The sequence below is a fragment of the Embleya sp. NPDC005575 genome, assembly GCF_040605455.1.
GTDB lineage: Bacteria > Actinomycetota > Actinomycetes > Streptomycetales > Streptomycetaceae > Embleya.
In genome coordinates this window covers 1-25,469 of record NZ_JBEXCV010000061.1, presented here as the reverse complement: position 1 = coordinate 25,469, position 25,469 = coordinate 1, and the positions used below count along the sequence as shown (strand labels likewise).

Annotated in this window: 18 protein-coding genes and 4 pseudogenes; 13 read left to right on the top strand and 9 right to left on the bottom strand. The window is 73.0% G+C overall.

What is annotated here, in order from left to right:
* Nucleotides 1-55 precede the first annotated feature (55 nt).
* Entirely contained in the window at nucleotides 56-799 is a 744-nt protein-coding gene (locus tag ABZS54_RS21380) for a 3-keto-5-aminohexanoate cleavage protein (protein WP_355538132.1), read from the bottom strand.
* 154 nt (nucleotides 800-953) lie between these two features.
* Here ABZS54_RS21380 and ABZS54_RS21375 point away from each other — a divergent pair, with 154 nt between their 5' ends.
* Nucleotides 954-2,000: a hypothetical protein gene (locus ABZS54_RS21375; RefSeq protein WP_355538129.1), complete on the top strand. Its 1,047-nt coding sequence runs from the start codon at nucleotides 954-956 to the stop codon at nucleotides 1,998-2,000.
* A gap of 108 nt (nucleotides 2,001-2,108) precedes the next feature.
* On the opposite strand, the gene serC is transcribed toward ABZS54_RS21375, so the two are convergent.
* Nucleotides 2,109-3,227 carry a phosphoserine transaminase gene (serC, locus tag ABZS54_RS21370; protein WP_355538126.1) on the bottom strand — a complete coding sequence of 373 codons (1,119 nt, stop codon included), beginning with the start codon at nucleotides 3,225-3,227 and terminating at the stop codon, nucleotides 2,109-2,111.
* Nucleotides 3,228-3,448: 221 nt separating this feature from the next.
* Here serC and ABZS54_RS21365 point away from each other — a divergent pair, with 221 nt between their 5' ends.
* Together ABZS54_RS21365 and ABZS54_RS21360 are read left to right on the top strand one after the other, a co-directional pair.
* Nucleotides 3,449-6,244: an FAD-binding and (Fe-S)-binding domain-containing protein gene (locus tag ABZS54_RS21365; RefSeq protein ID WP_355538195.1), complete on the top strand. Its 2,796-nt coding sequence runs from the start codon at nucleotides 3,449-3,451 to the stop codon at nucleotides 6,242-6,244.
* Between the two features lie 208 nt (nucleotides 6,245-6,452).
* Nucleotides 6,453-6,884, top strand: coding sequence for a PPOX class F420-dependent oxidoreductase (locus ABZS54_RS21360; protein WP_355538123.1), 432 nt, complete (start codon nucleotides 6,453-6,455; stop codon nucleotides 6,882-6,884).
* A gap of 46 nt (nucleotides 6,885-6,930) precedes the next feature.
* Here ABZS54_RS21360 and ABZS54_RS21355 read toward each other — a convergent pair whose 3' ends face one another.
* Entirely contained in the window at nucleotides 6,931-10,005 is a 3,075-nt protein-coding gene (locus ABZS54_RS21355) for a molecular chaperone Hsp90 (RefSeq protein ID WP_355538120.1), read from the bottom strand.
* 302 nt (nucleotides 10,006-10,307) lie between these two features.
* Entirely contained in the window at nucleotides 10,308-11,159 is an 852-nt protein-coding gene (locus tag ABZS54_RS21350; RefSeq protein ID WP_355538192.1) for a DUF3027 domain-containing protein, read from the bottom strand.
* A gap of 236 nt (nucleotides 11,160-11,395) precedes the next feature.
* Here ABZS54_RS21350 and ABZS54_RS21345 point away from each other — a divergent pair, with 236 nt between their 5' ends.
* Genes ABZS54_RS21345 through ABZS54_RS21330 form a run of 4 tightly spaced genes read left to right on the top strand, consistent with a single transcriptional unit; the run spans nucleotide 11,396 to nucleotide 14,818 of the window.
* Nucleotides 11,396-12,862, top strand: coding sequence for an MFS transporter (locus ABZS54_RS21345; RefSeq protein WP_355538189.1), 1,467 nt, complete (start codon nucleotides 11,396-11,398; stop codon nucleotides 12,860-12,862).
* 10 nt (nucleotides 12,863-12,872) lie between these two features.
* Nucleotides 12,873-13,331 (top strand): DUF2771 domain-containing protein, encoded by a 459-nt coding sequence (locus tag ABZS54_RS21340; RefSeq protein WP_355538117.1) that lies wholly within the window; start codon nucleotides 12,873-12,875, stop codon nucleotides 13,329-13,331.
* A gap of 12 nt (nucleotides 13,332-13,343) precedes the next feature.
* Nucleotides 13,344-13,985 (top strand): futalosine hydrolase, encoded by a 642-nt coding sequence (locus ABZS54_RS21335; RefSeq protein WP_355538186.1) that lies wholly within the window; start codon nucleotides 13,344-13,346, stop codon nucleotides 13,983-13,985.
* Entirely contained in the window at nucleotides 13,982-14,818 is an 837-nt protein-coding gene (locus tag ABZS54_RS21330) for a 1,4-dihydroxy-6-naphthoate synthase (protein WP_355538114.1), read from the top strand. Before ABZS54_RS21335 ends, ABZS54_RS21330 begins: the two co-directional genes overlap by 4 nt.
* A 572-nt stretch (nucleotides 14,819-15,390) precedes the next feature.
* Here the strand turns inward: ABZS54_RS21330 and ABZS54_RS21325 are convergent.
* Nucleotides 15,391-15,576, bottom strand: a pseudogene (locus ABZS54_RS21325) (cold-shock protein); the annotation flags it as partial.
* 203 nt (nucleotides 15,577-15,779) lie between these two features.
* Here ABZS54_RS21325 and ABZS54_RS21320 point away from each other — a divergent pair.
* Entirely contained in the window at nucleotides 15,780-16,016 is a 237-nt protein-coding gene (locus tag ABZS54_RS21320) for a hypothetical protein (RefSeq protein WP_355538111.1), read from the top strand.
* Between the two features lie 20 nt (nucleotides 16,017-16,036).
* On the opposite strand, the pseudogene larE reads toward ABZS54_RS21320, so the two are convergent.
* Nucleotides 16,037-16,846 (bottom strand): annotated as a pseudogene (gene larE, locus ABZS54_RS21315) (ATP-dependent sacrificial sulfur transferase LarE); the annotation flags it as partial.
* Between the two features lie 27 nt (nucleotides 16,847-16,873).
* Nucleotides 16,874-17,461: pseudogene (locus ABZS54_RS21310) on the bottom strand (haloacid dehalogenase-like hydrolase); the annotation flags it as partial.
* A 307-nt stretch (nucleotides 17,462-17,768) separates the two neighbouring features.
* Between ABZS54_RS21310 and ABZS54_RS21305 the strand changes: the two are divergent.
* Both ABZS54_RS21305 and ABZS54_RS21300 read left to right on the top strand, forming a co-directional pair.
* Complete coding sequence (locus ABZS54_RS21305; protein ID WP_355538108.1) at nucleotides 17,769-17,978, top strand: hypothetical protein; 210 nt, start codon at nucleotides 17,769-17,771, stop codon at nucleotides 17,976-17,978.
* A gap of 63 nt (nucleotides 17,979-18,041) precedes the next feature.
* Nucleotides 18,042-18,632 carry a VanZ family protein gene (locus tag ABZS54_RS21300; RefSeq protein WP_355538105.1) on the top strand — a complete coding sequence of 197 codons (591 nt, stop codon included), beginning with the start codon at nucleotides 18,042-18,044 and terminating at the stop codon, nucleotides 18,630-18,632.
* A 20-nt stretch (nucleotides 18,633-18,652) separates the two neighbouring features.
* On the opposite strand, the gene ABZS54_RS21295 is transcribed toward ABZS54_RS21300, so the two are convergent.
* A complete protein-coding gene (locus ABZS54_RS21295) occupies nucleotides 18,653-20,317 on the bottom strand; it encodes a DNA repair helicase XPB (protein WP_355538102.1) in 1,665 nt (554 codons plus the stop codon).
* 276 nt (nucleotides 20,318-20,593) lie between these two features.
* Between ABZS54_RS21295 and ABZS54_RS21290 the strand changes: the two genes are divergently transcribed.
* Both ABZS54_RS21290 and ABZS54_RS21285 read left to right on the top strand, forming a co-directional pair.
* Complete coding sequence (locus ABZS54_RS21290) at nucleotides 20,594-21,478, top strand: ABC transporter ATP-binding protein (RefSeq protein ID WP_355538099.1); 885 nt, start codon at nucleotides 20,594-20,596, stop codon at nucleotides 21,476-21,478.
* Nucleotides 21,475-22,329, top strand: a complete 855-nt coding sequence (locus ABZS54_RS21285) for a hypothetical protein (protein ID WP_355538096.1) — start codon at nucleotides 21,475-21,477, stop codon at nucleotides 22,327-22,329. Before ABZS54_RS21290 ends, ABZS54_RS21285 begins: the two co-directional genes overlap by 4 nt.
* Before the next feature lie 87 nt (nucleotides 22,330-22,416).
* On the opposite strand, the gene ABZS54_RS21280 is transcribed toward ABZS54_RS21285, so the two are convergent.
* Entirely contained in the window at nucleotides 22,417-24,834 is a 2,418-nt protein-coding gene (locus ABZS54_RS21280; RefSeq protein ID WP_355538093.1) for a helicase-associated domain-containing protein, read from the bottom strand.
* A 227-nt stretch (nucleotides 24,835-25,061) separates the two neighbouring features.
* On the opposite strand from ABZS54_RS21280, the pseudogene ABZS54_RS21275 reads away from it, so the two are divergent.
* A pseudogene (locus ABZS54_RS21275) lies at nucleotides 25,062-25,469 on the top strand (hypothetical protein); the annotation flags it as partial.

The following is a 25,469-nucleotide window of genomic DNA, read 5'->3' as shown; positions in this document are numbered from 1 at the left end:
ATGCGAGGCGGCACGGGGACCGGGCGCGGGCCGCGTGCGGACGCCGCGGTGCGGGTCAGTGCGGATTGCCCGCCGAACGGGCCGCGACGACCCGGTCCGAGGCGATCCGCACCAGAGCCGCGTTGCCCGCGACCCGGCGGCCCTCCGGGTCCAGCAGGGTGTCCTCCAGGCCGATCCGGATGTCCAGACCGGCCGCGATGGCCGCGTCCAGGACCGGCCACGCGGACTCGTCGGCGCCGTGCAACAGGCGCGGCACCGCGATGTCGTGCCGGTCGAGCACGGCCAGGATGCGTCCCGCCTCGTCCAGCGCGTCCCCCGGGTCGGCGAGTTCGACCTCGATCAGGATCCGGGTGCACACCGCGGCCAGGTCCCGCTCGACCAGCAACTCCGCGTCGGCCTCGGTCCACACCCCCGCCTCGACCCCCACACCCAGGTGCGCGAGCGCGTACGCGAGATCGACCGAGCCCTCCTCGGACAGGTTGACCGACGCCAGGTCGGGCAACACCGTCCAGGCGCGCACCGCGGCCGGCCGGGCGGCGTCGGCCTCGATCCAGGCGCCCGTGCTCACCCCGATCGGCACGCCCGGCGCCGCACCGCGAATCGCCCGGACCACCGGCGTGATCACCTCCGGCGCCAGACTCTCCCGACCGCCGCGACCGCGCGGGTGCACGTGCACGATGGACGCGCCTGCGGCCACCGCGGCTCGGCTGTCCGCGGCGATCTGCGCCGGTGTCAGCGGAAGCGCCGGGTGCTCCTCGGGGCGCCGCGTGCCGTTCAGACATGCCTTGATCAGTGTCATGGAAGACTCCGGATGCCGACGCCCACGAACTCCCATCCCATCCCCGACGCATGGCAAACCGCAATGCATTCGCGAGACCTGTCGCAAAGTGGTCCCCGCCTCGACAGCGATCGGGGTCGGGCCGGCAGGCTGGACCCATGACAGGACGGGACGGGTGAAGCGGGTGGGACGGGGTCGGATCCGCGGCTTCGGCGCCCTGACGGCGGCCGTGGCCCTGGTGGTGGCCGTACCGGCATCGGCGGTGGCCGACGCGAACGTGTTGTTCACCATCAAGGACGAGCGGATCACCGAGTCCAGCGGCCTGGTGGCCAGCGCGCTGCACCCGGACGTCTACTGGACGCACAACGACAGTTCGGACGCGCCCAGGATCTACGCGATCGGCAAGGACGGCACCACCAAGGCCACCATCACGCTGGCCGGCGTGGACGCGCGGGACTGGGAAGCAATCACGATCGGCAAGGACGACGCGGGCAAACCGGCGGTCTTCGTCGGCGACATCGGCGACAACCTGCACGGCAAGTGGCCCGAGGTGTGGATCTACCGCTTCGCCGAACCCGCGACGCTCGCCGACGCGACGGTCAAGGCGACCAAGTTCCGGGTGAAGTACGACAACGGTCCGCGTGACGCCGAGGCGCTGCTGATGGATCCGCGCACGAACAAGCTTTACATCGCGAGCAAGGAGGCCGAGGGCGGCTTGTACGAGCAGCCCGAGCAGCTCTCTCCGACCGGGATCAACACGTTCAAGCGGATCGCCGCCGGCGGCTCGACGGTGACCGACGGCGCGTTCGCGCCGGACGGCTCACGGTTCGTGCTGCGCGGCTACTTCTCCGCCACCGTGTTCGCCGCGCCCGGCAAGGAGTTGGCCGGGGTCGGCGTGCCGATCCAGCGCCAGGGCGAGTCGGTCGCGTGGAGTCGGGACGGCAAGGAGTTGCTGTTCGGCAGCGAGGGCAAGGGCAGTCAGGTCCGCCGGGTCGAGCTCGACGGCGACAACCGTCCGGACCTGCTGCGCAACCCGGACCTGCTGCGCAACGCGCCCGGCGGCGGCGGGTCCGCGAACACGACCACGTCGGCCGGCGACAAGAGCGACGGCAAGTCCGCCACGGACCGGGCCAAGACCTTCGGCCCGGGGCTGCTGGCCGTGGCCGGCCTGGTGGTGCTGTTCTTCGCGTATCGCCGGCTGGGCGGCCGGAACAGGAGCTGATCGACCACGGGCGGGGCCGTCGACGGCCCGGCACGAGTGACGACGGGCCGCCGCCCCGGGACCGGTTCGGTCCCGGGGCGGCGGCTCGTCAGGCGCCGCGAACGCGGATCAGAGCTGCTCGATCACGTAGTCGACGCACGCGGTCAGCGCCTCGACGTCGGCCGGCTCGACGGCCGGGAACATCGCCACTCGGAGCTGGTTGCGGCCCAGCTTGCGGTAGGGGTCGGTGTCCACGATGCCGTTCGCGCGCAGCACCTTGGCCACCGCGGACGCGTCCACCGAATCGGCGAAGTCGATCGTGCCGACCACCTGCGAGCGGGCCGCCGGGTCGGCCACGAACGGGCTCGCGTACGCGGACTTCTCGGCCCACCCGTACAGCCGGCTCGACGAGTCGGCGGTGCGCGCGACGGCCCAGTCCAGGCCACCCTGCCCGTTGATCCAGTCGAGCTGGTCGGCGAGCAGGAACAGCGTGCTCAGCGCCGGCGTGTTGTACGTCTGGTCCTTGACCGAGTTGTCGATCGCGGTGGCCAGGTCGAAGAACGGCGGGATGTAGCGGTCCGACGCGGCGATCCGCTGCGCCCGCTCCAACGCGGCCGGCGAGAACGCGGCGAGCCACAGACCGCCGTCGGCGGCGAAGTTCTTCTGCGGCGCGAAGTAGTACACGTCGGTCTCGGCCGCGTCCACCGGCAGCCCGCCCGCCGCGGAGGTCGCGTCGACCAGCACCAGCGAGCCCGCGTCGGCGCCTGCCGGGCGCGCGATCGGCATCGCGACGCCGGTCGAGGTCTCGTTGTGGGTCAGGGCGTACACGTCCACGCCCGCCTCGGCCTGCGGCAGCGGGTGCGTGCCGGGCTCCGACTTGATCACCGTCGGCTCGTCCAGCCACGGTGCGGCCTTGACCGACGTGGCGAACTTGGACGAGAACTCGCCGAACGACAGGTGCTGGGACTTGCGCTCGACCAGGCCGAACGCGGCGATGTCCCAGAAGGCGGTGGCACCGCCGTTGCCCAGGACCACCTCGTAGCCCTCGGGCAGGGAGAACAGGCTGCCGACACCTTCGCGAACCCGGCGCACCAGGTTCTTCACCGGCGCCTGCCGGTGGGAGGTGCCCAGGAGAGAGGTACCGGTCGCCGCGAGAGCGGCGAGCGCCTCGGGACGTACCTTGGACGGGCCCGAACCGAACCGGCCGTCGGCGGGCATGAGCGCTGCGGGAATCTGGATCTCGGCCACGCGGAGAGCGTAGTCGTGTCCGTTTCGTGGGTGATGTGTATTCCGCACAATGAGACGATCGTGACCGGCATGTGGCGCGGGGCGTCTCGACGGGTGGGCGTTCCGGGCCGGGTTCGACACCTTGCGGAGGGGCGTTCCCGGCTCGGCCGGCGGCCGCGACAAGTGAGGATGACGTGGTGACGGCACAGCTCGGGAACCTCGAAGGCGCGTTGCGGGCGCGGATGCGCGGCGAGGTCCGGTTCGACCCGCAGGCCCGCGCGCTGCACTCGATGGACGCCTCCAACCATCGCCGGGTGCCGCCGGGGGTGGTCGCGCCGCTGGACGCCGAGGACGTGCTCGCGGCCCTCGCGGTGTGCCACGAGCTGGGTGCGCCGGTGACCGTGCGCGGCGGCGGCACCAGCATCGCCGGGCAGGCCACCGGCAACGGTGTGGTGCTCGACCTGGCCCGGCACCTGAACCGGATCCACGACGTGGACCCGGTGACCCGGATCGCGCACGTCGAGCCCGGCGTGGTGCTCGACGACCTGCGCCGCGCGGCCGGCCGACACGGCCTCACCTTCGGCCCGGATCCGTCCACCCACAGCCGTTGCACGCTCGGCGGCATGATCGGCAACGACGCGTGCGGGTCGCACTCGGTGGCCTGGGGCCGGACGAGCGCCAACGTCGAATGGCTCGACATCGCGACCATGGACGGCACCCGGATGCGGGTCGGCCGCGATCAGCCGGTGCCCACCACGGGCCGCGCCGCCGAGATCCACGCCGCGCTCGCCAACCTCGCGGACGCCAACCTGGCGCTGATCCGGCGGGGCTTCCCCGCTCTGCCGCGTCGGGTCTCCGGCTACGCCCTGGACCGGCTGCTGCCCGAGCACGGGCGCGATGTGGCCCGGGCCCTGGTCGGCACCGAGGGCACCTGCGTGGTGGTGCTCGGCGCCGGCCTGCGCCTGGTCGAGGCGCCCAAGGCCCGCGCCCTGGTCGTGCTGGGCTTCGGGGACGACTTCGCCGCGGCGGACGCGGCGCCCGGCCTGCTGCCGCACGGCCCGCTGACGGTGGAGAGCCTGAGCGCCGGCCTGGTCGCGTTGGCCGCGTCCGCGCGCGATGTCGAACTGCCGCCCGGCGCCGCCTGGTTGTTCGTCGAGGTCGGCGGGGACTCGATCACCGAGGCGACGGCGCGGGCACACGCGCTGGCCGGCTCCGGACCGGCTCGGGTGGTCACCGACGCGGCGGGGCAGCGAGCGCTGTGGCGGATCCGCGAGGAGGCGTCCGGCACCGCGACCCGGATGGCGGACGGCTCGGAGGCGTGGCCGGGCTGGGAGGACACCGCCGTGCCGCCCGAGCGGCTCGGCGCGTACCTACGCGCGTTGGCCGAGTTGATGAAGCGACACGACCTGCGCGGGCTGCCGTACGGCCACTTCGGCGAGGGCTGTGTGCACATCCGGATCGACTTCGACCTGCTGACCACCCGCGGCGTCGCGGCGTTTCGGGCGTTCTCGTCCGACCTGGCGGACCTGGTGGTCGCGCACGGCGGCTCGCTGTCCGGGGAGCACGGCGACGGGCAGGCCCGGGCCGAGTTCCTGCCTCGGATGTACGGGCCGAAGATCGTCGAACTGTTCGGCGCCTTCAAGGCGATCTGGGATCCGGCGGGGTTGCTGAACCCGGGCATCCTGGTTCGTCCACACCCTGTGGACGGCAATCTGCGTTTCATCGGGATGCGCACGCCCGTGTCGGTGGAGTTCGGCTACCCGGCCGACGGCGGCGACTTCGCGGCCGCGGTGCGGCGCTGCGTGGGAGTGGGCAAGTGCCGCGAGTCGGCGGACGCCTCCTCCGGAGGCGTGATGTGCCCGTCGTACCGGGTCACCGGCGAGGAGGCGCACTCGACGCGCGGGCGCGCCCGGCTGCTGCACGAGATGCTGATCGGCGAGGTGATCACCGACGGCTGGCGCTCCACCGAGGTCCGCGACGCGCTCGACCTGTGCCTGTCCTGCAAGGGCTGCCGCGGCGACTGTCCGGTGGACGTGGACATGGCCACCTACAAGGCCGAGTTCCTGCACCACCACTATCGGGGTCGGCTGCGGCCGGCCGCGCACTACGCGCTGGGCAATCTACCGCTGTGGGCCCGCGCGGTGGGCGCCGTGCCGGGGCTGGCGGGTGTGGCCAACGCGGCGGCGGGGATGCCGGCGCTGCGGCGGGCGGCGCTCGGCCTGGCCGGGCTCGATCGCACCCGGCCGATCCCGCCGTTCGCGCCCGAGCCGTTCACCCGCTGGTGGCGCGATCGGCCGCGGGTGGTGGGGAGTTCGCGCCGTCGGGTGGTGCTGTGGCCGGACACCTTCACCAACCGGTTCCGGCCCGAGGTCGGGCGCGCCGCGGTCGAGGTACTGGAGGCCGCCGGACTGGAGGTGGTGGTGCCGCCGGGGTCGGTGTGCTGCGGCCTGACCTGGGTCTCGACCGGGCAACTGGGCATCGCGCGACGGGTGATGACCCGTACCGTGCGCACCCTGCGGCCGGCGATCGAGGCCGGGCTGCCGATCGTTGGCCTGGAGCCGTCCTGCGCGGCGGCCCTGCGCACCGACGTACCCGAATTGCTCGGCCGAGCGGCGGACGGCCTCGCGGGCGCGGTCCGGACGTTTGCCCAGGCCCTGGAGGAGTACGCGCCGAACTGGGCGCCGCCGGTGCTGGATCGTGAGGTGACCGGCCAACTGCACTGCCACCAGCATGCGGTCCTGGGCGACGCGGCCGACCGCCGACTGCGCGCCCGGGCCGGGTTGACCGGGGAACTCGCGGGCGGCTGCTGCGGGTTGGCGGGCAATTTCGGCTACGAGGCGGCGCACGGCGAGTTGTCGCGTGCGGTCGCCGCGGACCGGCTGCTGCCGGCGCTGGAGGCTGCCGGACCCGATGCGGTGACCCTCGCGGACGGGTTCAGCTGCCGCACCCAGATCACCCACGTGAGCGACCGCCGCCCGATGCACCTGGCCGAACTTCTGGCCGCCGGGTTGCGGTCGGAGGCCGGCCCCGGACGGTGAGCCCGTCGTGCCCCGGCGCACGGCTTCGCCGGAGCACGACGGCAGCGGGGCCCCGGGGCGAATCGGTCGTGGCCGCGGTCGCCGGGCAGGGCGGCGGCCGGACGGCGCTGATCGAGCAGTTCCGCAGGCCGTCGGGATGCGACCTTGGCCGTCACTCGTCCGCGTGTGGCGGGAATAGCCGGCGGGTGGTCGGGGATTGGCTCCGGATATGACCGACACACCGTTCGACCCGCGCACGCTGCTCGCGGAAAGCCGGCTCGGCGTCCTGGCCACGATCAAATCGGACGGCCGCCCTCAGCTGTCCCCCGTGATGCCGTACTACGACCCCGAGGCCGAGATTCTCTACGTCTCGATGACCCAAGGCCGCGCCAAAACCGCGAACCTGCGCCGCGACCCCCGAGCCGCGTTGGAGGTCACCAGGTCCGACGGCCGTGCCTGGGCCACCGCCGAGGGCACCGTGACCCTGACCGGACCGGGCACCGACCCCGACGGCCCGGAGGTCGAGGCGCTGGTGGACTACTACCGGCACGCGGCCGGGGAGCACCCGAACTGGGCCGAGTATCGCGCGGTGATGGTGAGCGACCGCCGGGTGCTGATGACGATGGCGGTCGACCACGTGTACGGCGCCGACCTGGGTTGAGGACCGGGCCGCCCGAGTCCGCCTCGGACCGGGCGGCCCACCCGGCTCACACCCCGTCGAAGTCGCGTTCCGTCGCGAAGTGGTCCGCGTTCTCGGGGTGGGTGAGGAGTTGTTCGACCTCGAAGCGGCGGTGCCACTCACCCGCCGCCCAGGCCAGGCCGCGGGCGACGCCCTCGAATGTGGTGGCGTGCACCCGGCCGTCGATGTAGCGCCAGTCCGCGTCGAGTTCGGTCTCGTTCGGGCCGGAGACGATCAGTTCCTCGTGCTCGAAGTACTCCTTCGGCGCGTCCGGCATCGCGGCCAGCACGTCGTCCGGCACCTCGTGCAGCGTGCCCTGGGAGAGCACCTTGCCCGGGATCGTCTCGGACAGCAGCGGTACGTCGAGCAGGTCGGCCAGCGCCTCCGCGCGGTCCGGGCGCACCGGCAGCACCACGTGCGCCGCGTCGTCCGCGACCAGCGCCGCCAGGTCCGGCGCGTCGCCCACCAGCGCGTCCGCCACGTCGGCGACGGTCATCCGCCCGCCCGAGACGCCGCGCAGTTCGGTCGGCGCGGACAACCGCTCCGGTGCGATGTCGGCGAGCGCGGTGTACAGCGCCCGCAGCTGGTCGCGCGTCACGGGCCGCTCCGGGTCCGCCAGGCGCTCCAGCAGCTCGTCCGGGCCGTCCGGGTCGGCCAGCAGCGCCGGGAGCGTCGTACGCACGCCCAGGGCGGTCAGGAAGACCGGGTCCAGGCTCGCCCGGACCTCGTCGTAGAGCCCGTGCAGCAGCCGGTCCCCGTCGGCGGCGAGCAGACCGGCCGGCCGCCGGCCGGCCAGCACCGGGTGCCCGCGCAGCCACCAGGCCGTGTACGAGGGCACCCGGGCCGTGCCACCGTCCGGCAGCAGGACGTGCGCCGGCTCGATCACCGCGGTGCGCAGCGGCGGCGTGGCGATCACCTCGAGCGCCTCGTCCCACGCGTCGTCCGCGACCAGGTCCAGGTCGCGCACCGCGACGAAGGTCGCCACCACCGGCGGTACGCCCTGGTCCGGCATGTGGTCGAGGACGTCGTCGAGCCAGTCGTCCTCGGCGTCCAGATCGTGGTCGCAGCCGTCGTGGTCCAGCACCACGTCGTCCTCCTGGACCAGGCCGAACGTGCCGAGCACGCCGACCGCCTCCAGCACGTCCTCGCCCCAGCGTTCGACCAGGTCCGGGTAGACGATGCCGAGCGCGTCCGGCTCGACCACCGCGGCGATCCGGCTGCCCGGCAGCATCAGTTCGCCGGCCGGGACCGCGTCGCCGTCCACGTCCGGCAGCAGCAGCGCGGACAGCCAGGGCTCGTCGCCGGGACCGATCCGGGCGGCCCGGACCAGTTCCAGGATCGCGTCGGCGATGTCGTCGCCGTCCTCGCTCTCGGCGACCGCCGCGCGCACCGCCGGGTCCGCGAGCACCGCCCGCGGGGTGGCCCGGACCGCGCCCAGCCGCTCCAGAAGCGGGTGGGTCGCCTCCGGGTGGGCGACCCGCAGTCGGAGCGTATCGAGCGCGGCCAGGTCGGGGCTGTCCGGGCAGGGCAGCAGGATCCCGCGCGGCCCGCGCACGATGCGGCCGTCCGCGAGCGGCACCGGCAGCGCGCCCAGCGCGTCCCGGGCCGCCGGGTCGAACGCGTCGTACAGGGCCCGCCACCAGGCCGGGTCCCGGTCCATGCCGGCCAACTGGTCGACCACCTCGGCCAGCGGCAGCCGGCGCACGCCCAGCACCCGCAGCGCCGCACTGCGGTCCAGCCCGGCGGGCAGCAGCCCGGCCACCACCGGCGCGAGCGCGTCGACCAGGCCCGGGCTCGCGGTCTCGATCAGCACCGCGTCGCGCGGGCGCAGCAGGTCGCGGTCGCGCGCGGCGGTGCCACGATCGAGCAGCAGCGCGTCCGGGTCGTCCGGCTCGGCCTCGGACGCGGGCGCGGCGGCGGGCAGGAACGCGGTGTCGGCGAGTCGGGCCAGCACCTGGTGCCGCAGCAGCCCGTCCAGTTCGCCCTCGGCGGTCGGTCCGGGCACCAGGCTCAGGATGCCGGTCGTGCTGGTCGGCCAGGTGCCCAGCAGCGTGGCGTAGGTCTCGGCGGCGCGCTCGATCAGGAAGTCGCGCAGCGGCCCGGGCGCGGTGTGCCGGCGGGTCGGGTCGAGCGGGAAGGACGCGACGAGCAGCGCGGGCAGCCCGAGCGGCTCGTCCGTGGGCGTGGGGGCGTGCACCACGGGCCGTACGCTCGGCCGGCGCGGCTGGTCGGCGGCGTCCAGCGGCACGGCCCACAGCACCGACCACGCGGCCCGGCGGCGCTCCTCGGTGGGCCGGTCGGCGAGCAGTTCGGGCTCCAGCGCGCCGCCGTCCTCGCCGACCCGCCAGCGGGTCTGCACGCCGTTGTCGGTCACCACGAGGGCACCGCCGTCGGCCCGGCAGGTCAGCGTACGCACGCCGTCCGCGGTCTCGATCACGATCTCGCCGATCCGGCGCAGGGTGAGCAGCAGCGCGTCGTCGATCTCGGCGAGCAGCCGGGCGGCCAGGTCCGCCGCGGCGCCGTCGCGCAGCGGCAACACGACGCAGGTGTCGTAGTCCTCGGGCGGGGTGCCCTCGGCCGGCATCGGCAGCCGCAGCACCGGCACCCCGCCGTCGCGGCGGGCCAGTTCGTCGGTCAGTTGGGCGTTGCCCCGGGCCACTTCGGCGGCCAGGTCGCGGGCCTCCTGAAGCGACCAGCGCACGCCGCCGGTACGCGAGAGCACGCACGGCTCGTCGGTGACCGCGAGCACTGCGGCGAAGCCGACGCCGAACCGGCCGACCGCCTCGGGCCCGTCGTCGCGCTTGGCGGAGGCACGCAACGTGGACAGCGCCTCGACACCCTGCGCGTGCAGCGGGTCGCCGGTGTTGGCCGCGACCAGGACGCCGTCGCGCAGGGTCAGTTTGAGCCGACCCGAAACGCCTGCCCGGGCCGCCGCGTCGGCGGCGTTCTGCGCGAGCTCGACCACCAGGCGGTCGCGATAGCCGCCGAGGGCGAGTTCCTCCTCGGCGTTCGCGTCCTCCCGGAAACGCGCGGGCGACGCGGCCCACGCGTCCAGTACGGCTCGCCGAAGCGAAGCGGTGCCAAAGCGGTCCTCGATGCCCATGCCGTGCGCCGTCCCTCGTTCGCGGATGTGGCCGGAACCCTATTGCGTTTCCGGGCACACGGCTTCCCGGCGATCCCACCGTGTGGACGGCAGTGGGACGACTCACCCGAAACCCTTACGGACAAGTACCCCCGATCCTCCGGTGGGACCCGAGAACGCGGGAAGTGGGCACGGCTCGCGGACGGCCCGAAACGAACCGAAGCCGCCACCGGATCGGTGGCGGCTTCGGCATGTCGGTCGGGTAGGCGGGTCGAGGACGTCGGGCGTGTCGCGCGAGGTGGCGCACACGTGCACGGGATCGATCAGGAGTGGCCCAGTTGATCCTCGCCGGGCTCCATGCCGTCCTCGTCCACCGGGCTCTCGACCGGGCGGATCCGCACGGTCTCGATCCGGTACTCGTCCAGGGACAGCTCGGCGGCGGGCGTCGCGGCGGGCATGACCGCCGCTTCCGAGTGGCCGCCGCAGCCATAGGCAAGCGAGACCATCCGGCCGTCGGCGGGCGAGTACTCGTTGGCGCACACTCCGAACGCCTGCCCGAGCGGGCCGCCGACCTTGACCAGGAAGGCACAACTCGTGCAGTGCGCCGGGGCGGCCTGGGCCATGGGTGTGGCCCCGCCGAAGTGCTCGTCCCAGCGGTCTGCGGCCAGATCGCGGCCGACCGGCGACAGGACGCGTGCGCGCCCCTGTCCCAGTTCGTACGCGACTGCCTTGGGACCAAAGGCGATCGGTTCGGTCAATTCCTCCTCTGTCTCGTCCGCTCCGGTGTAACCGAATTCGAGACGGGGGTCGTCGGCGTCGGTGGGCAACAGGTCGCCCACGCCGAGGTCGCCGGGACGAAGGCGCTCGTTCCACGGCACCCAGGCAGGCGCGAGCAGCGCCTCGGGTCCCGGGACGAGGACGGTTTCGTCCACGGTCACCAGCTTGGCGCGGGGCGCACGGGCAACGGTCACCGCCCACCGCCAGCCGTGGTAGGCGGACTCGCGGCACGCGAACAGGTGGGTGACCAGGCGATCACCATCCACCTGAACACCCAGATGCTCGCCGACGGAGTCCTGACCTGCGGCTTCCTCGGCGGCAGCGAAGGCAAGATCAACCGCCTCGGCGCAGAGGCGGTCCGGGGTTCGACTACGGGTCGCGGCACTCACGAGAGTGATTCTCTCTCACGCGTCGAAGGTCTCCACCGCCGATACCCTCAAAACACGTCCGATTCCCGAACGGGCGCGCGGAGCGAGCCCTTCCTGGCGTGTCGCGACCGCATCATCCGAGGGAGCGAGGGCAGGATCCCGGCGTGGCAGCCTCCAAGACCACCACCGCATCAAGGCGCACTGTTCGTGCGCCGCGCTCGACCCGTGGGTCGTTCACCAAGAACCGAGGTCCGGCACGTCGCACGCTGGGCCGGCTCGGCGGACTGTTCACCGGCGGCTTCGGCAAACTACGCGGCGCGGCCCGGGCCAAGGGGGCCGGCGAAAGCGGTCTCGCCAAGCTGATCGAGCTGCATCTGATCAACAACGCGGGCGACGCGCTGGTGACCATGGCCCTGGCCACGACCGTGTTCTTCTCGGTGCCCACCGGCGAGGCGCGCGACCGGGTCGCCATGTACCTGCTGATCACGCTCGCGCCGTTCGCGCTGCTCGCTCCGGTGCTGGGTCCGATCCTGGACCGGATGCGCCGCGGTCGCCGCGTCGCGATGGCGGTGGCAATGCTGGTGCGGGTGGGGCTGTGCTGGCTGATGGCCGGCTCGGTGAAGAACGGCGGGCTCGAGCTGTATCCGGCGGCCTTCGGTGTCCTGGTCTCGTCCAAGGTGTACGGGGTCAGCCGCAGCGCGGTGGTGCCCCGGCTCCAGCCGCGCTCGGTCTCGCTGGTCAAGGCGAACTCGCGGATCACCCTGTTCGGCCTGATCGGCACGATGGGCGCGGCACCGGTCGCGGGTGGCCTCAAGTACGCGTTCGGTACGCCCGGAATCCTGTACGGCGCGTGTGTCGTGTTCACCTTCGGCGCGGTCCTGGCGCTCACGCTGCCCGCCAAGGTCGACTCGGCCGAGGGTGAGGATCGGGCCTCGTTCACCGCCGAGGCGCCCGGCGTCGAGCACCAGCGCAAGGTGTCGCTGACCAAGCTGCGAGCCGGCCGGGACGGGAGCACCACCGAGACGCCGCCCGAGCCCGGGGCCGAGGAGTCGGTCGAGGGCGTGGCCGGCGCACGCGGCGAGCGCGAGCCCGGCCGCAAACCGGTTCGGGTCAAGACCTCGCGGCGGCTGCGCAGCGTGGGCCCGTCGGTGGTTCAGGCGTTGTGGGCGAACGCGGCGATGCGCGGCTTCTCCGGCTTCCTGATCATGTTCCTCGGCTTCCTGATGCGAAAGCACCCGGTGGCCGACCTGTCCGCGACCCAGGCCACCATCGCGGTGGTGATCGCGGCCGCGGTCGGCAATGCGGTCGGCACCGCGCTCGGGGCCTGGCTCAAGTCCCGCGCGCCGGAGGCGATCATCGTCGGCGTGCTGCTGGTGTCCGCGGCCTGCGCGGCCTGGGCGGCGGTGATGTACAGCCTGGTCACCGTGCTCGCGGTGGCCGCGGTCGCCGGTCTCGCCCAGGCATTGGGCAAGCTCTCCCTGGACGCGATGATCCAGCGCGACATCCCCGAGGCGGTGCGCACCTCCGCCTTCGCCCGCACCGAGACCGCGCTTCAGGTGGCGTGGGTGATCGGTGGCGGCATCGGCATCGCACTGCCGTTGAACGGCACGCTGGGCATGAGCGTGGCGGCCGGCGTGCTCACGCTGGCGCTGGTGATCGTGGGCCGCAAGCTGACGACTCGCCGGGCGCGTCGCAAGCGATCCCCCGGCATCCGGCTGCGGGCCGCCCGGTAATCTTCCGATCATGAAGACTCGCCGCCCTGCCGCGCTCGCCGGCGCCGCCGTCCTGGGCGCGCTCGCCCTGACGGGTTGCAACATCGACAAGCCCACCCCGTTGGTGACCCTGGTCACCGGGAGTACGTCGGTCCACTCCGAGGCCGAGTGCTACAAGGACGACGGCACGATCGACGACGCGAAGGTGTCGGACTGCCTGAACAAGACGAACCTCGAGACGATCTCGGTCAACGAGGGCGGCAGCTTCTCGGTGGGCGTGGACAAGAAGATCGCCGACGCCGGTTGGCTGCTCCTGTTCGACGGCAAGCCGCAGACCCAGTCGGTGATCAAGACCACGTACTACTCCGACATTCGGCTGAAGTACGGGGCGCCGGAGAAGGGTGACGAGCCGATCCTGGTCCAGGTCGTGCAGCCGGACGGCGAAAAGGGCTACCGGGGCGTCTGGGCGTTCAAGGTCAAGAAGAAGTAGCTCTTGCCCACCCTGGTGATCACCGCCGTGGCCGCCGAGCGCGATGCCGTGCTCGGCGGTTCGCGTTCGTGGCGGACCCCCGGTCCGGACGTGCTCGCCGTCGGGGCGGGCCCGGCCGCCGCCGCCGCCGGAACCGCCTCGGCGCTCGCCCGGGGTGCCTATGACCTGGTGATCAACGCCGGGATCGGCGGCGGCTTTTCGGGCCGCGCGCCGGTCGGCTCGACGGTGCTGGCCACCCGCGTGGTGGCCGCCGACCTGGGCGCGCAGACCGCCGACGGGTTCGTGCCGATCGAGGAACTGGGCTTCGGGACGAGCGCGTTCGAGGCCGACGCGCGACTGGTCGCCCGAGTGGGTGACGCCTTGCGCGCGGCCGGCGTCCCGCTCGCCACCGGTCCCGCGCTCACCGTCTCCACCGTGACCGGCAGCGCCGCGCGCGCCGCCGAGTTGGCCGAGCGGCACCCGGGCGCGGCGGTCGAGGGCATGGAGGGCTTCGGAGTGGCCACCGCCGCCGCCGCGTTCGGCGTGCCGATGCTCGAACTGCGCACCATCTCCAACGCCGTGGGCCCGCGCGACCGTGCGGCGTGGCGCATCCCGGACGCGCTGCGCGCACTCGCCTCGGCTTTCGCCGCGCTCGAAGGGAGCCCGACCCCATGACCCTGTCGCTGGCCTACTCGCCGTGCCCGAACGACACGTTCGTCTTCCATGCGTGGACGCACGGCCTGCTCGCGGACGCGCCGCCCGTGCAGGTGCGCTACGCCGACATCGACATCACCAACGGCTTGGCCGAGCGCGGCGAACTGGACCTGCTGAAGGTCTCCTACGCGGCGCTGCCGTGGGTCCTGGACGAGTACGCGCTGCTGCCCTGCGGCGGCGCGCTCGGCCGCGGCTGCGGCCCGCTCGTGCTGAGCCTGGGCGCGAGCACACCCGCCGCGCTGGCGGGCAAGGTGGTCGCGGTGCCGAGCGAACGCTCAACCGCCTACCTGCTGTTCCGGCTGTGGGCGGCGCGCAACGTGCCCGGCGGCGTCGGCGAGATCCGGGTGTTGCCCTTCGACGAGATCATGCCCGCGGTGCGCGACGGCGTCGTGGACGCGGGCCTGGTGATCCACGAGGCGCGCTTCACCTACACGCGCTACGGGCTGACCTGCCTGGCCGACATGGGCGACTGGTGGGAGTCGGACACCGGGCTGCCGATCCCGCTCGGCGCGATCATCGCCAAGCGCTCGCTGGACCTGCCCGCCCTGGCCGCGGCCGCCCGCGCGTCCGTCGAGCACGCGTGGGCGAATCCGGCGGCGTCGCGCGCCTACGTCCTCGAACACGCCCAGGAGATGGACCCGGCGGTCGCCGACCGGCACATCGCCCTGTACGTCAACGAGTTCACCCGAGACCTGGGCGAGGCCGGCCACGCGGCGGTCACCCACCTGCTCGCCCGCGCCGCCGCCGAGGGCCTGGTCCCACCCGTCCCCACAGACGCCCTCAAGCTCCCCTGACACAACGGCCACACACACCCGATCACAATCCACCCCGCCCAGCGCCTGAGGACACTCCAGCCCGCCCGGCACTTGAAGGACAAATCAGCCCGTCCGGCGCTTGAGAACACTCCAGCCCGCCCGGCGCCTGAGGACACTCCAGCCCGCCCGGCACTTGAGGACAAATCAGCCCGCCCGGCACTTGAGGACAAATCAGCCCGTCCGGCGCTTGAGGACACTCCAGCCCGCCTGGCGCCTGAGGACACTCCAGCCCGTCCGGCGCTTGAGGACACTCCAGCCCGTCCGGCGCTTGAGGACAAATCAGCCCGTCCGGCGTTTGAGGACACCGCACAGGCCGCCAGGCCAAGCGCACCGACGCAACGCGAACAAACGCGTCACGTGTCCAACTCGTCGGCGACCGCCCGCAGGAGTTCGGCGACCTTCGTGGTCGCGCGCTTGTCGGGGTAACGGCCGCGTTCGAGCGTCTTGTCGACGCCTTCGAGGACCTTGAGCAGGTCCTGGATGATCGAACTCATCTCGTCGGGCTTCTTGCGGCTCGCGGCGACGACGGAGGGGCGCGGGTCCAGGACACGGAGCGAGAGGGCCTGTTCGCCCCGTCGTCCCTCGACGATGCCGAACTCGACCCGGATGCCCGGCTTGAGCGTGTCCAGGCCCTGCGGCAGCGCCGAGGCGTGCACGAACACGTCGCCTCCGTCGTCCCGGGACAAAAACCCGAAGCCCTTCTCGGTGTCGAACCACTTGACCTTGCCGGTGGGCACGGGAGACCTCGATCGTGTCGGGACGGCTTCGTCGGGACTTTTACGAGCATTTACCAGGCTGGGCGGGGCGCACACATCGAATCCGAGCAGGAACGCGTAGTGACCCCGTTCACTCGTCCAGGCTAATGGTCGCGTTCTCGGCCGGACATGGGGATACCGCCCCGGGCGCATCGGGGTCGGATCGGGGCATCTACCCTGGGCGTGTGTACAACGCATCCGCAGGCCCCGGCGATCGGCTCGTCCGCATCGGCGCGGTGCTCTTCGCCATCGGAACGATCGCCACGCTGGCCACCGTCACACCGCTGTTGATCGGCGCCGACGCGCTGCCGACCGCGGTCTACCTGCTCAGTGCGCTGATGCCGGTCGGCTTCGCGGTGGCCGCCGCCGGCCTGTTCAAATCGGCCCGCAGCAGGCGTCGCCCGGTGCCGAAGACGCTCTGACGCCGCCCCCCGCGACGCATCTAGCGGTACGCCTCGGGGTCGGCCAGGAGTTCGTTCATCGCGCCCTCGCGGTAGCCGAGCGGGTCCACCTCGACGCTGGTGAAGCCGGCCTCGCGGACCGCCGCCAGGGCCGGTGCGTGGCCGGCCACGGCGGCACCGAGCGCGGCGTCCACCTCGATCCGCGCGACCTGCCCCAGGTCGCGCACGCGCAGGTTGCGGGTCGGGATCCCGTCCCGGGCCAGCACCGCGCGCAACGCGGTCTCGGCCCGCTCCACCCGGGCCAGCCGGGACGGCGTGATCGCCACCCCGAAGGCGACCCGGCTGGACAGGCACGCCGCGGCCGGCTTGTCCCAGGTCGGCAGCCCCCAGGTCCGACTGATCGCGCGCACCTGAGCCTTGGTCAGGCCCGCGTCCAACAGCGGGGTGACCGCCCCCGCCTCGGCCGCTGCGGCGATCCCCGGCCGAAAGCCCGCACGCGCGTCGTCCGCGTTGGTGCCGGTGGCCAGGTGAGCCGTCCCCGCCGCACGCGCCACCGGCGCGAGCACCGCCATCAACTCCGTTTTGCAGAACCGGCAGCGGTCGCCGTTGTTCGCGCGATACCCCTCACGGGCCATCTCGTCGCTGGGCACCAGTTCATGACGCACCCTCAGGTCCGCCGCGAAGGCTCGCGCGGCGTCGCGTTCGGCGGCCGGCAGGCTCGGCGAGTCGGTGGTCAGCGCGAGCACGTTGGCCGCGCCCAGCGTGCGTACCGCCGCGGCCAGCAGGAAGGCCGAGTCCGCGCCGCCCGAGAAGGCCACCGCGACGCTGCCCAGACCGCGCAGCCGCTCTCGCAGATCCGCGAGCCGCAGATCGGCGACGTGCGCGTCCAACCACGCGGGAAACTCGGTCAGATCGGCGAGTACGACGTCGGCGCCGGCCGCGCGCAGGTCCTCGGCGGAGATCGGTCCGGTCGCCACCCCGACGGCGATCGCGCCCGCGGCGCGGGCCCCGATCAGGTCGCCGAGATGGTCGCCGACATACACGCTCGCCCCCGCCGCACGCAGGGCCGCGCCCTTGTGTTCGCCCCACAGGTCGCCGACCAGGTGGTCCACGGCCAGGTCCAGATGGGCCAGATGCAGGCGCGCGTTGGGCTCGTGCTTGCCGGTCACCACCATCGTGCGGCCCCCGTGCCGATGCACCGCGGCGAGCGCGTCACGGGCGCCGGGCAGCACGTCCGTGCCGAGCACGGCATGGTCCGGATACAGCTCGCGATAGCGCGCGGTCACGGCGGTGATCTCGGCCGCCGGAAACCAGTTCGCCACCTCGGTCTCCAGCGGCGGCCCGAGACGGGAGACGACCAGTGCGATGTCGATCGGGACGCCGGTCTCCTCGGCGAGCACGGACCACGCCGCCCCGATGCCGGGACGGGAATCGACGAGCGTCATGTCCAGGTCGAAACCAACCATGAGGGCATTCACCCGTTCAGCCTACGACGCGATGCGTTGCGACCCGATGCCCGAATGCGGGCATTGCCGTGAACTGCGTATTCGTTGATTGTTTCGGTCTATTTGCGTCAAGGGCGCATTCGATGCACATTTCGTCACCGAGGGGCGCGCAACCCGCGCACGGTCTCGATCCGGAGCGGCCCGCTCCCCCGACCCGCCGGGTCGTCCGCGCGGTCGCCCCTTGGGGGTTGGTCATCCGCAAGAGGTACCGCGGCGGGCGCCCTGGTGCTGACGCGCCCGTTATGTCGGTCCACATAGCGTCGAGGGCATGAGCACGATGACGCATCTCCCCGCCCCCCGATCGTTGCGGATGCCGGCGCTGCGCGGCTCTTCCCCTACCGAGATCCCCTTCGCCGACCTGGTCCGCGCCCGGCTGCGCCGGCCCGCCCACATCACCGCGACGGTCGCGCGCGGCACATGGGTGTTCACCAGTACGGCCGTTCGGGTCACACTGCTCGGTCGGCACGCCGTGCCGTGACCCGGCATGGTCCGACTGCGCGCGGGCAGACGCCCGCTCAGGCAGCCGAACCGACAGTCGGGGGTGGACACTTTGGACCCGCTCGGCACCGGGGACGCGCGGCGCACGACCGCCGCCGACCCCGCAGCGCAGCCCGGGCCCACCCGTTCGCGCGGCGCCCGCGCGTTGCGCGCCGTCGCGATCGGGCTCGGCGTACTGGCCCTGGTCGCATTCGCACTGGTACTGGCCCGGGTGACGTTCACCCCACAGCCCGAGTCACAGGACCTGGTCACCGGGAACACCGACCCGGGCAGTTCGATCCGGTCCTACCTGGACCGCCCCGAAGTCCGGGACGCGATCCGGCAGATCGGCGGCAACCTGGTGCTGTGCACACCGCTGGGCGTGTTGCTCCCGGTGGTCTCCGCCCGGCTGCGCGGCCCGCTCCGGATCCTGCTCGCCGTCGGTGTGCTGATGCTCGTGGTCGAAGCGGTACAGGGCTGGTTCATCGTCGGCCGCGCGTTCGACATCGACGACGTGATCCTGAACGCGACCGGCGCGTTCCTCGCGTACGTCTTCCTCGGCCGGCACCTGGCCGCCCGGGTCCACCCCCGCCGCACTCCCTGGTGGCGGCGGGAGCAAACCGCGAAGGCACTCGAGGAGCGCCCGACGGAGTGACCGGACGCCCCGACTCCCGGCTACTTCTGCTTGTCCAGGTCGTCGGAGTCGACGATCCGGTACGCGTAGCCCTGTTCGGCGAGGAACCGTTGCCGATGCGCGGCGAAGTCCTGGTCGATGGTGTCGCGCGCGACGACCGAGTAGAAGCGTGCGCCCCGGCCGTCGGCCTTGGGCCGAAGCACCCGACCGAGCCGCTGGGCCTCCTCCTGTCGCGAGCCGAACGAGCCGGACACCTGGATGGCCACCGTCGCGTCCGGCAGGTCGATCGAGAAGTTCGCCACCTTGCTCACCACGAGCGCCTGTACCGCGCCGGTGCGGAACGCGTCGAACAGCCGCTCGCGTTCCTTGTTGGTGGTCTCGCCCTTGATCACCGGCGCGTTCAACACCTCGCCCAACTCGTCGAGTTGGTCGATGTACTGCCCGATGACCAGGGTCTGTTCGCCGCGGTGCTGCTCGACCAGTTCCTTGACCACTCGGGTCTTGGTCGCGGTGGTCGCGCAGAAGCGGTACCGCTCCTCGGGTTCGGCGGTCGCGTAGGCCAGCCGCTCGGTGTCGGTCAGTGTCACCCGAACCTCGACGCAGTCGGCCGGCGCGATGTATCCCTGGTTCTCGATCTCCTTCCACGGCGCGTCGTAGCGCTTGGGACCGATCAACGAGAACACGTCGCCTTCGCGGCCGTCCTCGCGCACAAGCGTCGCGGTCAGGCCGAGCCGGCGCCTGGCCTGCAGGTCGGCGGTGAACCGGAAGATGGGGGCGGGCAGCAGATGGACCTCGTCGTACACGATCAGGCCCCAGTCCCGGGAGTCGAACAGCTCCAGGTGCGGGTAGACGCCCTTTCGGCGCGTGGTCACCACCTGGTAGGTGGCGATGGTGACCGGCCGGATCTCCTTGCGGGTACCGCTGTACTCGCCGATCTCGTCCTCGGTCAGCGAGGTGCGCTTGACCAGCTCGGACTTCCACTGCCGGGCCGAGACCGTGTTGGTGACCAGGATCAGCGTGGTCGCCTTCGCGGTCGCCATCGCCGCCGCGCCGACCAGCGTCTTGCCCGCGCCACACGGCAGCACGACCACGCCCGAGCCGCCGTGCCAGAAGCCCTCGACCGCCTCCTGCTGGTACGGGCGCAGCCGCCAGCCGTCCTCGGCCAGTTCGATCGCATGCGCCTCGCCGTCCACGTAGCCCGCGAAGTCCTCCGCGGGCCAGCCGAGCTTGAGCAGCACCTGCTTGATCTGGCCGCGCTCGGAGGGGTGCACCACCACGGTGTCCGGGTCCACCCGGGCACCCACCAGCGGAATCATTTTCTTGCTGCGCAGCACCTCCTCCAACACCGCACGGTCGGTGCTGCCCAGCACCAGGCCGTGCGTGGGGTGCTTGGAGAGCTGGAGCCGGCCGTAGCGGCCCATCGTCTCGGCGACGTCCACGAGCAACGCGTTGGGCACCGGGTACCGCGAGTAGCGCAGCAGCACGTCCACGACCTGCTCGGCGTCGTGGCCCGCGGCGCGCGCGTTCCACAGGCCCAGCGGGGTCAGCCGGTAGGTGTGCACATGCTCCGGGGCGCGCTCGAGTTCGGCGAACGGAGCGATCGCCCGACGGCAGTCGGCGGAAGCCTCGTGCCCCACCTCGAGGAGCAGGGTTTTGTCGGACTGGACGATCAGCGGGCCATCGGGCACGGGCCAACCTTTCCGCATGGTGGAGGGGACGGGACCAACAAGTCTCAACCATCCGTGCGGCGGCCGTGTTCCGAAAACCATTTGTCATCGGCAGGAGCAGGCCTCAGGGGCACTACTGCCCAGGGAGGAGCGCCAGACCCATCCTTACGGAGGAACACACAAACCGGCCCGTCTACCTACCCTGGATACTTGATGGCGCAACAAACGTCGTCGGCCTTCGACGATCGGGTCCCCCGTCCCGATCGCACCGCCGCCGAAACCCCCGAGCATGCCGGCGAACCGACTGGTCCCGCCGTGTCCACGCGTGCCCTGACCCGGGACTACGGCGGTGGCACGGGAATCTTCGGCATCGACCTGACGGTGCCGCGCGGCTGCGTATACGGCCTGGTGGGGCCCAATGGCGCGGGCAAGACCACGCTGTTGTCGATCATGGGCGGCACGCGGCGAGCGGATGTCGGCGAGGTGCTCTTCGGCGTCGACCGGCGGCGCGTGGCGGTATCCACGGACGTGCCCGAATTCGAACCGTGGCTGACCACGTCCGAGGTGGTCGAACTGGCCGGAAACCTCGTCGATCGACGGCTGCCCCGGGAGAAGATCAAGGTCGCGCTGCATCGTACCGGCCTGTCCGGCTGCGCCGATCGCAAGGCCGGCTCGCTCTCCCGCGGCATGACGCTGCGTCTGGGCCTGGCCGCCGCCTTGGTGGCCGACCCCGAACTGCTCATCCTGGACGAGCCCACCTCCGCGCTCGACCCGCGCGGTCGGGCCGACGTGCTCGACCTGGTGGCGAGCCTGCGCGAACACACCACGGTGGTCTTCTCCAGCCACATCCTGGCCGACGTACAGCGGGTCTGCGATCAGGTGGGCGTGATGCGCGCGGGCCGGCTGCTCTACCAGGGGTCGACCGCCGAGCTGGTGGACACGCACATGCGGCCGAGCTGGCTGGTCCGAGTGCGCGGTGGCGGTACCGATCTGTTGCGCGCGTTCGCGGCGGAGAACTGGGTCGCGCGCGTGTCGTCGCTGCGGCCCGGGCTGTTCCGGGTCGAGGCCCGGTCGCTGGAGGCCGGTGAGCGGCACCTCGCCGAGGTGCTCAGCCGTAGCTCGGCCCGGGTGGTCTCGGTCGCGCCGGAGGAGTCGGACCTGGAGGCGGCGTTCCTGTCCATCACCGGTGGTCCGCGATGACCCGGTCCGGCGCCGTGCAGGCGCCCGCGTCGACCCAGCCGACCGCGCCCGCGGTGGTGGCCGGCGTCGAGCGGGTGCCGCGGGGGCCGCGGGGGCCGCGCCGACTGGGACTGTGGCGCCTGGAGTGGCTGCGGCTGGTGCGTACCCGGCGGTGGCTGCTGCTCCTGATGGCCTATCCGGGCGTGGGCCTGATCGGACCGGTGTTCGCCAAGCACCGGGACCGGATCGTCGAGGCGCTGCACATCGACGCGGTGGCACCGGCGGGCGGGATGCGGGCGGACAGCGGGATGGCGGTGTACACGTACACCGTCGGCCAGGTCGGCATCCTGGTCGGGCTCGCGCTGATGGCGAGCGCACTGGCGGTCGACCATCGCCCCGGCCTGGCCGCGTTCCATCGCACCCGGATGCGCCGCCCGCGCGATCTGGTGCTGCCCCGGTACACGGTGACCACGGCGGCGGTCTCGCTGGCCTATCTGCTGGGCAGCCTGATCGCGTGGGCTCAGGTGCACTGGATGTTCGGCCCGCTGCCGGCGAGAGCCGTCTTCTACGGGTCGTTCTACGGGATCGTGGGTGTGGTGCTCGAACTGAGCGTGGTGGCCGCGATGGCCGCGTTCCTGCGCCGGCCCGTGGCGATCTTCGGCTCGGCCCTGGTCAGCTTCGTGGTGATGCCGCTCGCGGCGCTGTGGCGCCCGATGCAGGGCTGGTTGCCGTCCCAGCTGTTCAACTCCCAGGTCGACCTGCTGCGCGGGCACACCCCCGGCGAATACGGCGACAACCTCGCGCTGTCCCTGGTCCTGTCCGCACTGTGCGTGTGGCTCGCGGTGTGGCGGATCGGCCGCCGCGAGATGTGAGGGGGCGCTGACGCGCGCGGGGGGTTGGTTGGTAAGGGTCGCGGGCGCGGCGAGCGGGTGGGCGCAGTCGCGGGCTTCGGGGTGGTCTCAGCCCGCGTCGGCGACGCCGGTGATCCGGTGTAGCGGGTAGGTGTGGATCTCGCCGGTGCCCTGCTCGTGGGCGGTGACGTAGCCGCCCTCCAGGCGCAGCGGGACCACGATGTGCTGGGTGGCCCGACCCTCGCGGGTGACGTGCCCGATCCACACCGCCCGCCGCTCGGCGTGCGCCGCTTGGAGCGCGAGCAGCGTCTCGGCGGCCGAGGTGCGCGGCAGTTCGACCGGTTCGCCGTCGCGCTCCGCACCGTCGTCGACCCGGCCGGTGGCGGCCGCGTCGCCCGCCCGGATCGCGGTGACGGCCGCGCCGAGCAGGGCCTCGCTCGGTGCCGGCGGCTCGCCCGCGACCCGAGGCGGCGCCGAGCGCGGCGGGGTGCGTCTGGTGTCCGGGCGGGTCAGCACCAGATCGCCGGTGGCGGACTCGGCGACCGGCGCGAAGCCCATCGCGCGCAGCTTCTCCAGCACCGAGTCCGGCGCGGATTCGGCGGCCAGCACCGTCGGGGCCAGTCGGCGCAGCCGCAGTCCGGCGGCGCGGCGGTCGGCGAGTAGTTCGCCCAGCAGCGCGTCGTCGTCGCAGCGCAGGAAGGCCGCCGCGGTCCCGACCCGGATCCGGCCGTGTCGGCGGGCGACGTCGTCCACGAGGTAGCCGAGCGGTTGCGGCACCGGCGTGCGCGAGTGGGTGGCGAGCAGGTGGTGCAGGTCGGCCGCGGTGCGACCGGCGTCCAGCGCGCGACGCACCGACGCCTCGGTGAAGCGGTACACCGTGGCGCCGCCGGTGGACTCCACGTCGGCGGCCAGGTGCAGTTCGTGCGCGAGGTCCATGACCAGCGGGCCCGGAGCCACCGCGGTGAGGTCGGCCTGGAGGAACACGTGGTCCACCGGCTCCGGGAGCAGCGGGGTCAGCGCGTCACCCGCCTCGTAGACCCGGCCCTCGGCCAGCGTGCGGGCGTACTCGGCGAGCGCGCCCCGCCCGGTGATGCCGAGGAGTTCGGCCTCGACCAGCATCGCCCGGAACAACCCCTCGGGCAGCCGCGCGGCCCGGATCGGCTGATGCCAGGTCAGGTGCGCGAGCAGCGAGTCGGCGTCGGTGGCCGAGCCCGGCGGCAGCGCGGCAAGCGTGGCCAGGATCCGGCGGCGCACCTCGGGCGCGGCGGTGCGGTCCACCTGCATGCCCAGCGCGCCGATCGGCCGGTCCTTGTCGTCGCGCGAGCCGACCAGTGCGGGCACCCGGGTGGTCTCCAGCCAGGTGCCGGCGAGCGCGGCCCAGCGGGTGCCCACCGGGGTGCGCCGCCAGGTGTCGTAGGCGGGAGTGGGCAGCCACTGCTCGTCCGGTTCGCCGTCGCCCGCGACCAGGCCCATCGCGTAGGCCAGTTCCAGCCACAGCGCGACCTCGGCCTCGGGCGCGTCCAACTGCACCGCGGCGCGCTTGAACTCGCGCATGCCCAGACCGCCGGCCCGCAGCACGGCCGGGCCGCCGGAGCTCCACGCCTCCAGCAGGTCCTCGACCCGGCGGACGGCGGTGAACGCGGAGCCGGCCGCCAGGCGGTCCACAGCCTGTGGATCGTATCCGCGCGTGGGCAACTCGGGAGGTGCGGGCTCCAGCGTCCGGTGCACTCGGCCGCCGCGCAGGTGCAGCGCGACCTCACGCGGCAGCACCACCGCGTCCGGTCCGGCCGGCACCAGCAGCGCCCGGGCCAGCAGCCACTCCACCGGGGTCCGCGCCGCGTCGGCGCGCACCGGCCGGTCCGCGCCGCGCACGCTGCCCGTGGGCGGGCCCCAGACCAGCTTGTCCAGCACCTCGCGCGCCGCCTCGGGCGCCTGTGCGAGCAGTGCGTCCAGCCGGGCCGGGTCGGTGAACAGTTCGGTGATCGCCGCGATCGCGGAGACCGCGTCGTGGGTGGAGCCCAGGCCGAGATCGACGAGCACCTCCTGGAGCCGGGACGGCGCGGTGGCGGCCAGCGCGCCGGTCGGCGTCGGGCCCAGCCCGGCCGGACTCGCGCCGATCAGGTCGCGCACCGTGCGCACCACCCGCAGCGCGTCGTCGGGGCCCCACAGCAGAGCCTGCTCGCGCAGGTTGGCCACCGCCCGTGCGAACGCCTCGGGGACCGCACCGACCAGTGCGTGCAGGCGGGCCGCGGCGAATCCGTCGGGCAGCACCACTGCGGCGTCCACCACCTGGAGGGTGAAGCGGTCCAGCCGTTCCAGGGCGCGCGCGATCGAGGCCCGCGTGGTGGCCCGGGTGGCGAGCTGGGTCAGGTCCACCGGGACCGGCGTGGTCAGATCCGGCCGGGCCCGCAGCAACGCGGCGAGGGCCGCGTCGGTGCGCCCGCGCAGATCCTCGGCGAGCGTCCGGGGGCCGGACCCGGCGGGCCGATCCGCCTCGGCACGGGTGGGCGACGCAGCTGTGGTCATCCCATCAACGTTAGACGGTCCGGCCGCCGACGATCACCGCTCCCGCGATCCCGATGCCCTTCGAGGGCCGAATATCGGCCGTCGACACCGGCTCGGGCCGTCCCCGCGATCATCATTTCGGTCAACCCCTCGCTCCGCTTCGCCCGCGCCCCTACGCTGAGTTGTCGCTTTACCGATGCAGACGTCGTGCCGATGCGACGATCCTTCGGCGGGGGTGGGGTGGGGGCGTGAACTTCGAGAGCGATCACCTGGTTCTGCAGTACCTGGGCGAGGTCGGCGACGCCGCCCAGCGCAGACTGCGTCCCGCCGACCGGGCCCGGCTGGTGGAGCGGTTGCGCAGCCAGATCAACAGCGAGCGCGAGCGGCTGAACGCGCACACCCCCGGCACCGTGCAGGTCGTCCTCGATCGGCTCGGCAGCCCCGAGGCGGTGGTCGGCCACGAGTTGTACCGGCTCGGCGACCTGCGCACCGCCGGGGCCGACGACGGCGCCGGCGCGATGTCGATGCGCGGTTCGCGCTACGCCACGGTGGCGCGTCAGATGGGCTTTCGCGCGGACGCGACGCCGATTCCCGCCGCGCCGGATCCGTCCCGCCCGCAGCCGGCCGCGCCGCCGCCCCGGGTCTCCCCCGAGGCG

Coding starts and splice junctions, on each gene's coding strand:
- ABZS54_RS21365 (WP_355538195.1), top strand. CDS start 3,449: ATGCGCGGCGAGGTCCGGTTCGACCCGCAGGCCCGCGCGCTGCACTCG.
- ABZS54_RS21285 (WP_355538096.1), top strand. CDS start 21,475: ATGACCCGGTCCGGCGCCGTGCAGGCGCCCGCGTCGACCCAGCCGACC.
- ABZS54_RS21380 (WP_355538132.1), bottom strand. CDS start 799: ATGACACTGATCAAGGCATGTCTGAACGGCACGCGGCGCCCCGAGGAG.
- ABZS54_RS21355 (WP_355538120.1), bottom strand. CDS start 10,005: ATGGGCATCGAGGACCGCTTTGGCACCGCTTCGCTTCGGCGAGCCGTA.
- ABZS54_RS21295 (WP_355538102.1), bottom strand. CDS start 20,317: ATGCGGAAAGGTTGGCCCGTGCCCGATGGCCCGCTGATCGTCCAGTCC.
- ABZS54_RS21305 (WP_355538108.1), top strand. CDS start 17,769: ATGAGCACGATGACGCATCTCCCCGCCCCCCGATCGTTGCGGATGCCG.
- ABZS54_RS21280 (WP_355538093.1), bottom strand. CDS start 24,834: ATGACCACAGCTGCGTCGCCCACCCGTGCCGAGGCGGATCGGCCCGCC.
- ABZS54_RS21330 (WP_355538114.1), top strand. CDS start 13,982: ATGACCCTGTCGCTGGCCTACTCGCCGTGCCCGAACGACACGTTCGTC.
- ABZS54_RS21360 (WP_355538123.1), top strand. CDS start 6,453: ATGACCGACACACCGTTCGACCCGCGCACGCTGCTCGCGGAAAGCCGG.
- ABZS54_RS21340 (WP_355538117.1), top strand. CDS start 12,873: ATGAAGACTCGCCGCCCTGCCGCGCTCGCCGGCGCCGCCGTCCTGGGC.